Annotated in this window: 4 protein-coding genes; 2 read left to right on the top strand and 2 right to left on the bottom strand. The window is 61.3% G+C overall.

The window, feature by feature from the left end:
- Entirely contained in the window at positions 1-1,035 is a 1,035-nt protein-coding gene (waaF, locus tag EIY72_RS15320; RefSeq protein ID WP_093227315.1) for a lipopolysaccharide heptosyltransferase II, read from the bottom strand.
- A gap of 281 nt (positions 1,036-1,316) precedes the next feature.
- Positions 1,317-4,256, bottom strand: coding sequence for a bifunctional [glutamate--ammonia ligase]-adenylyl-L-tyrosine phosphorylase/[glutamate--ammonia-ligase] adenylyltransferase (gene glnE / locus EIY72_RS15325; protein WP_093227318.1), 2,940 nt, complete (start codon positions 4,254-4,256; stop codon positions 1,317-1,319).
- 383 nt (positions 4,257-4,639) lie between these two features.
- Here glnE and aceE point away from each other — a divergent pair, with 383 nt between their 5' ends.
- Positions 4,640-7,285, top strand: coding sequence for a pyruvate dehydrogenase (acetyl-transferring), homodimeric type (gene aceE / locus EIY72_RS15330; protein ID WP_093227321.1), 2,646 nt, complete (start codon positions 4,640-4,642; stop codon positions 7,283-7,285).
- A gap of 11 nt (positions 7,286-7,296) precedes the next feature.
- Positions 7,297-8,293, top strand: a 997-nt coding sequence (locus tag EIY72_RS15335; protein ID WP_341800070.1) for a biotin/lipoyl-containing protein, incomplete at its 3' end; no start/stop codon positions are given.

Genomic DNA, 8,293 nt, shown 5'->3' on the forward strand with positions numbered 1-8,293 from the left:
CTATTGGACCTCGACCACAGTGCCCTGCAACCGCTGCAAGGCTTCGTTCACCGCCTGCGGCATCAATTGACGCAGGCAGTTGTAATGACCGAACCGGCAGGTGCGATCGAAGCAGGGGCTGCACTCGATACCCAGGCGGACGATTTCGACCTGTTCGGCCAGCGGCGGCGTGAAGCCCGGCGAGGTCGAACCGTAGACCGCCACCAGCGGACGGTTCAGCGCAGCGGCAACGTGCATCAGGCCGGAATCATTGGACACCACGGCATCGGCGCAGGACATCAGGTCGATCGCTTCGGCCAGCGAAGTGCCGCCACTGAGGTTGACCGATTCCTCGCGCAGACCGGGAATCAGGCGTGCGCGGATGTCTTCACCGACGGCGTGATCGTTCTTCGAACCGAACAACCAGACCTGCCAACCGTCGCGAATCTTCGCCTCGGCGACCTTCGCATAGTGCTCGGAAGGCCAGCGCTTGGCTTCGCCAAATTCGGCGCCGGGGCACAACACCAGCACGGGGCGATCAAGGGTCAAGCCGAACTTGGCCAGCGCCGCTTCGCGGGTCACCGGGTCGATCTGCAAGGTCGGGCGCGGGTAAGGTTTCGGCAGCTCAACGCCAGGCTCGAAAGCCAGGGCCATGAAGCGCTCGATCATCAACGGGTAGCGATCCTTGTCCAGGGTACGCACGTCGTTGAGCAGACCGTAACGGAACTCGCCGCGCCAGCCGGTGCGCTTCGGGATACCGGCGAAGAACGGCACCAGCGCCGACTTCAGCGAGTTGGGCAACAGGATCGCCTGGTCGTACTGACCGGCCAGAGACTTGCCGATACGTCGACGCGTGGCCAGCTCCAGCACGCCGTGGCCGAGCGGAAAGCTCAAGGCCTGGCGAACTTCGGGCATGCGCTCAAGAATCGGCCGGCTCCACTCCGGGGCCAGCACGTCGATCTCGCATTGCGGATGGCGTTGTTTCAGGCACTGGAAAAGTGTCTGCGCCATCACCATGTCACCGACCCAGCTGGGCCCAACGATCAGAATTTTCATGTGGTTTCCAAAAACGATCCGGGGAGGCATGCGCCTCCCCGTTTCGAAAGTCTCTGTGGGGCAATGCGTGTTTGCGATGGGTCATTACCTTCAACATTGCTGTCGACTGTCACTCCGCTATCGCGAGCAGGCTCGCTCCTACATTGGGTAATTGGTGCACATCCAGTGCGATGCAGCTTAGCGCTTTGCAGGCTGCCTTCAATCTACAGGACGCTGCACCTGCCTGTGGGAGCGAGCTTGCTCGCTCCCACAGGGGATTTGGGTATATCAAAAATCCCGATTCAGCTTAGCCCCAGCTCACGCCAGATCCGCATGACCTGACGCCGTTCGTCCGCAAACTGATCGCCCGGGATGACCCCCGGATCCTTTTGCAACGCCTGCCGGTGGGCGGCGGAGCGGTAGGCTTTATAGGCCTCACGCAGCAAGCTGGCGTCTTCGACGGGCATCAGCCCTTCGTGTTCCAGCTCTTCCAGAATGCGGATATTGTCCGTCCAGCGCAGCAATGGCGAATGGGTTTGCGACCACGCCAGGGCCGCGTATTGCACCATAAATTCAATATCGACGATACCTCCGGCGTCCTGCTTGAGGTCGAACGGCGCCGCGGCGTCGAAGGCATTTGCCCCCGTTCCGGCCCCGGTGCTCTTGCTGCCGAGGTTGTCGCGCATCTTGGCGCGCATCTCACTGACCTCCTGACGCAGCGTCGGCAAATCACGCGGCTTGCCCAGAATCGCGGCACGAACCTTCTCGAACGCCTCGCCGACATCCTGACTGCCGACCAGCACCCGCGCACGTACCAATGCCTGATGCTCCCAGGTCCAGGCTTCGCTTTCCTGATAACGGGCAAAGGCCCCCAGTGAACTCACCAACAGTCCCGAGGCCCCGGAAGGCCGCAGGCGCATGTCCACTTCATAGAGCTGGCCGGAGTTGGTCTGCGCCGTCAGCAAGTGAATGATGCGCTGGCCAAGACGCGTGAAGAACTGCGCGCCATCAATCGGCTTGGGTCCATCGGTCTCGGCTTGCGGATCGCCGTCGTGGATGAACACCAGGTCCAGGTCCGAACCATGCCCGAGCTCCAGGCCGCCGACTTTCCCGTAACCGACAATGATGAAGCCGGGATCGCACAAGGTGCCGTCGGTGCGCAGCGGCGTGCCGTACTTGGCCACGGTTTGGCGCCAGGCCAGCGCCAGCACTTGCTCGAGGATTGCTTCGGCGAGCCAGGTCAGGTAATCGCTGACCTTCATCAGCGGCAGGCTGCCGGCGATTTCCGACGCTGCTACCCGCAAGCGGTGGGCCAGCTTGAAGTGACGCAAGGCTTCCATCTGCTGTTCCAGATCGTCCTCGGGAATCCGCGTCAAACGCTCGCGCAATTCAGCGGCCAGCTCCGGTGCCAAAGGCGGTTTGAACAAGCGACCTTCGTTGAGCAACTCGTCCATCAGCAACGGGAAGCGGGTGATCTGCTCGGCAATCCACGGGCTCGCCGCGCACAACGTCAGCAAGCGGCGCAAGGCCCCGGGGTTTTCGGTCAGCAGCACCAAATAGGCAGAACGGCGAGCCACGGCTTCTACCAGAGGCAGTACACGCTCCAACACCAGGTCCGGGTTGGCATGCTCCACAGCCTGGGCCAGCAAGCGTGGAATAAAGGCATCAAGGCGCTCGCGCCCCAAGCGCTGCATGGCCCGCAGTTGCGGACTGCTGCGCAGACTGGCCAGGGCTTTCAGGGCTTTTGGCGCGTCCTTGAACCCGCCCTCCTCCAGCTGTCGGCATGCGGCCTCATCGTCCTGCGCCTCTTCCCAGAGCGGCAACCATTCACCGCCGACGACCACCTCACTTTCCCCTGCCGCCTCTTCATCAGGATCGGCAATCACCTGAGCGAAGTGCCATGCCACACGACCACGCCAGAACATCAGCTGCTCGTGGAATGCCTCCCAATCGGCAAAACCGAGCATAAAGGCGATGCGCGCCTGATCCTGCGCGCCATCGGGGAGCATTTGTGTCTGGCGGTCAGCAATCGCCTGGATGGCATGCTCGGTGTAGCGCAGGAATTCGTAGCCTTCACGCAACTCGCTGACCACGGCCGGCGGCAGGTAGCCCTGGCCTTCGAGCGTGCTCAATACCTTTAATAGTGGGCGCTGCTGCAAGCTCAGGTCGCGACCGCCGTGGATCAACTGGAACGCCTGGGCGATGAACTCGACTTCGCGGATGCCGCCAGAGCCCAGCTTTATGTTGTCGGCCATGCCCTTGCGCCGCACTTCCTGCTGGATCAACTGTTTCATGGTGCGCAGCGCTTCGATCGCCGAGAAATCCAGATAACGCCGGTACACGAACGGCCGCAGCATCTCCTGCAACTGCGCGCCGGCCACCTGATCACCGGCCACCACGCGCGACTTGATCATCGCGTAGCGCTCCCAGTCGCGGCCCTGATCCTGGTAGTACTGTTCCAGCGCATTGAAGCTCAGCACCAACGCGCCGGACGAACCGTATGGGCGCAGGCGCATATCGACACGGAAGACAAAACCGTCGACGGTCATTGGGTCCAGCGCCTTGATCAGGCGCTGGCCGAGGCGAATGAAGAACTCCTGGTTATCCAGCGGGCGCTTGACGCCGACGGTTTCGCCACCCTCGGGGTAGGCGAAGATCAGGTCGATGTCCGACGACAGGTTGAGCTCCACCGCGCCGAGCTTGCCCATGCCGAGCACGACCATCTGCTGTGGTTCGCCGCTACGGCGCCCGGTCGGTACGCCGAATTGCTGGCAATGCCGCGCGTACAGCCATTGATAGGCCTGATCGATACTGGCGTCGGCCATGTCCGAGAGGTCGCGACAGGTCTGCACCAGATCGGCCTGGCGGGTCAGGTCACGCCAGATGATGCGCACTTGATGCCGCGCGCGCTGGCGACGCAAGACGCGACCCAGCTGATCATCGGTTTCGGCGCCGTTCGCGGCAGCGGCGATCTGTGCGCACAACTCGCCCGGCGCGAAGCGGCGGTCCAGCTCACCGGATTGCACCAGCTCCAGCAACATCAAAGGGTCACGAACACATTGTTCAATCACGAAATCGCTGGCGGCGGTGACGCGGGCAAATTGCGCCCAACGCTCGGGCGTCCACGCGGACAACCCATGATCGTCATCCAGCGCGGCCACGGCAGCACGGAACGACTGCTCGGCGCGGGTGACAAACGGCAGGAGAATGGCAGGCAGTTCGACAAGCGAGGGGAGGCTCATGGTCTATCCTTGATCGGCGAGTAATGGGCTGCATGTAGTGAATTTTCAAAACCCACTACCTGAAGGACTGTCGAACAAAGGTTAGAAATAGCTGAAAAATCTTCTAATTTGGCAGCCAGCATCAAGTGTTCACCTTGTATGATTGGTAAATCACCAACCTTAACGATTATTCTCACAACGCAGCCGGGGGCCACAAGCCGCTGATCTGTAGTTTTACTACTCGTATATACATTAGCGAGGCTGAAATGCCGGATGATTTGTAGTAAAACTACACGCCGCCGGAACAATCTATCGGCAATCCAAGAATTCATAACGTCTGCCCACAAGGCCAGTCGCTAACTCAGGCAACCGATTCTGGTAGCCTTTCCGCCCTGGAGCAAGCCATGCAAGACCTCGATCCCGTCGAAACCCAGGAATGGCTGGACGCCCTGGAATCGGTTCTCGACAAAGAAGGCGAAGACCGTGCTCACTATCTGATGACCCGTATGGGTGAACTCGCGACCCGCAGCGGTTCGCAGTTGCCTTACGCCATCACCACGCCTTACCGCAACACGATCCCCGTTACCCACGAAGCACGCATGCCTGGCGACCTGTTCATGGAACGCCGCATTCGCTCGCTGGTGCGCTGGAACGCGATGGCCATGGTAATGCGTACGAACCTGAAAGATTCTGACCTCGGCGGTCACATCTCCAGCTTCGCTTCCAGTGCGACCCTGTATGACATTGGCTTCAACTACTTCTTCCAGGCCCCGACCGACGAACACGGCGGCGACCTGATCTACTTCCAGGGCCACACCTCGCCAGGCGTTTACGCCCGTGCATTCATGGAAGGCCGCATCACCGAAGACCAGATGAACAACTTCCGCCAGGAAGTCGACGGTGAGGGCCTGTCGTCCTATCCGCACCCATGGCTGATGCCTGACTTCTGGCAGTTCCCGACCGTATCCATGGGTCTGGGCCCGATCCAGGCGATCTACCAGGCGCGCTTCATGAAGTACCTGGAGCACCGCGGTTTCATTCAGCCAGGCAAACAGAAAGTCTGGTGCTTCCTCGGCGACGGCGAGTGCGACGAGCCGGAATCCCTGGGCGCCATCTCCCTGGCCGGCCGCGAGAAGCTCGACAACCTGATCTTCGTCATCAACTGCAACCTGCAGCGCCTCGACGGCCCGGTTCGCGGCAACGGCAAGATCATCCAGGAACTCGAAGGCGTGTTCCGCGGTGCTCAGTGGAACGTGACCAAAGTCATCTGGGGCCGTTTCTGGGACCCACTGCTGGCCAAGGACGTCGACGGCATCCTGCAACGTCGCATGGACGAAGTCATCGACGGCGAGTACCAGAACTACAAAGCCAAAGACGGCGCGTTCGTCCGTGAACACTTCTTCAACACGCCTGAACTCAAGGCGATGGTTGCCGACCTGTCCGACGACGAGATCTGGAAACTCAACCGTGGCGGCCACGACCCGTACAAGGTCTACGCGGCTTACCACGAAGCGGTCAACCACAAGGAACAACCGACCGTCATCCTGGCCAAGACCATCAAAGGTTACGGTACCGGTGCCGGCGAAGCGAAGAACACCGCGCACAACACCAAGAAAGTCGACGTCGACAGCCTGAAGCTGTTCCGCGATCGTTTCGACATTCCGGTCAAGGACGAAGAGTTGGAGAACCTGCCGTTCTTCAAGCCTGAGCCGAACAGCGCCGAAGCCCGTTACCTGGCCGAGCGCCGCAACGCACTGGGCGGTTTCGTGCCTCAGCGCCGCGCACAAAGCTTCAACATCCCGACTCCGCCACTGGACACGCTCAAAGCGATCCTGGACGGTTCGGGCGACCGCGAAATTTCCACCACCATGGCCTTCGTGCGAATCCTCGCGCAACTGGTCAAGGACAAGGAAATCGGTCCACGTATCGTACCGATCATCCCGGACGAAGCCCGTACCTTCGGTATGGAAGGCATGTTCCGTCAGTTGGGCATCTACTCCTCCGTCGGCCAGCTCTACGAGCCAGTCGATAAAGACCAGGTGATGTTCTACAAGGAAGACCAGAAGGGTCAGATCCTCGAAGAAGGCATCAACGAAGCGGGCGCCATGAGTTCCTTCATCGCTGCCGGTACTTCGTACTCCAGCCACAACCAGCCGATGCTGCCGTTCTACATCTTCTACTCGATGTTCGGCTTCCAGCGTATCGGTGACCTGGCCTGGGCGGCCGGCGACAGCCGTACCCGTGGCTTCCTGATCGGCGGCACCGCCGGCCGTACCACCCTGAACGGTGAAGGCCTGCAGCACGAAGACGGTCACAGCCACCTGCTGGCCGCGACCATCCCGAACTGCCGCACCTACGATCCGACCTACGGCTACGAGCTGGCGGTGATCATTCAGGACGGCATGAAGAAGATGACCGAAGAGCAACAGGACGTCTTCTACTACATCACCGTGATGAACGAGTCCTACCAGCAGCCAGCCATGCCGGCCGGTGCCGAGGAAGGCATCAAGAAAGGCATGTACCTGCTCGAGGAAGACACCCGCGAAGCGGCGCACCACGTGCAGCTGATGGGCTCCGGCACCATCCTGCGTGAAGTGCGTGAAGCGGCGAAGATCCTGCGTGAAGAGTTCAACATCGGCGCCGACGTCTGGAGCGTTACCAGCTTCAACGAACTGCGTCGCGATGGCCTGGCCGTCGAGCGCACCAACCGTCTGCACCCTGGCCAGAAGCCTAAGCTGAGCTACGTCGAAGAGTGCCTGAACGGCCGTAAAGGTCCGGTCATCGCCTCTACCGACTACATGAAGCTGTTCGCCGAGCAGATTCGCCAGTGGGTACCGTCCAAGGAATTCAAAGTCCTGGGTACCGATGGTTTCGGTCGCAGCGACAGCCGCAAGAAACTGCGTCATTTCTTCGAAGTCGACCGTCATTTCGTGGTGTTGGCAGCCCTGGAAGCACTGGCTGACCGTGGTGACATCGAACCTAAGGTGGTGGCTGAAGCCATCGTCAAGTTCGGTATCAACCCGGAAAAACGCAACCCACTGGACTGCTGAGGAGACACTCTGTGAGCGAACTCATTCGCGTACCTGACATCGGCAGCGGTGAAGGTGAAGTAATTGAACTGTTTGTGAAGGTCGGCGACCGTATCGAAGCCGACCAGAGCATCCTGACCCTTGAGTCGGACAAGGCGAGCATGGAAGTGCCTGCGCCTAAGGCCGGCATCATCAAGAGCCTGAAAGTGAAGCTGGGCGATCGCCTGAAAGAAGGCGACGAACTGCTGGAGCTGGAAGTCGAGGGCGCCGCGCAAGCGGCCCCTGCTCCGGCGGCAGCTCCTGCCGCGAAGGCTGAAGCTGCACCGGCTGCCGCTCCTGCACCGGCTGCGCCCGCCGCAGCTCCGGCTGCCGCTTCGGTTCAGCAAGTGCACGTGCCGGACATCGGTTCGTCGGGCAAGGCACAGATCATCGAGATCCAGGTCAAGGTCGGCGACACCGTGGCCGCTGATCAGTCGCTGATCACCCTGGAATCGGACAAGGCGAGCATGGAAATCCCGTCGCCTGCCGCTGGCGTGGTCAAGGCCATCAGCGTCAAGCTGAACGACGAAGTCGGCACTGGCGACCTGATTCTGGATCTGGAAGTGGCGGGTGCTGCGGCTCCTGCTGCTGCCGCTCCAGCCCAGGCTGCTGCTCCAGCCGCCGCCGCTGCACCTGCTCCTGCCGCCGCTCCGGCTGCACCAGTGGCCGACAGCGTTCAGGACATCCACGTTCCGGACATCGGTTCGGCGGGCAAGGCCAAGATCATCGAAGTGCTGGTCAAGGCTGGCGACAGCGTTGAAGCCGACCAGTCGCTGATCACCCTGGAATCCGACAAGGCCAGCATGGAAATCCCGTCGCCGGCTGCGGGCGTGGTGGAAAGCGTTTCCATCAAGCTCGATGACGAAGTCGGTACCGGCGACCTGATCCTCAAGCTGAAAGTCAAAGGTGCTGCACCTGCCGCTGCCCCGGCTCCGGCCGCCGCTGCTCCGAGCGCTCCGGCACCCGCCGCTGCTGCTCCGGCTGCCGCCG

The sequence above is a fragment of the Pseudomonas vancouverensis genome (assembly GCF_004348895.1).
Taxonomy (GTDB): Bacteria; Pseudomonadota; Gammaproteobacteria; order Pseudomonadales; family Pseudomonadaceae; genus Aquipseudomonas; species Aquipseudomonas vancouverensis.

What these genes read in the sequence shown, in the direction of transcription:
- waaF (WP_093227315.1), bottom strand. Translation starts at nt 1,035, where the DNA reads ATGAAAATTCTGATCGTTGGGCCCAGCTGGGTCGGTGACATGGTGATG.
- glnE (WP_093227318.1), bottom strand. Translation starts at nt 4,256, where the DNA reads ATGAGCCTCCCCTCGCTTGTCGAACTGCCTGCCATTCTCCTGCCGTTT.
- aceE (WP_093227321.1), top strand. Translation starts at nt 4,640, where the DNA reads ATGCAAGACCTCGATCCCGTCGAAACCCAGGAATGGCTGGACGCCCTG.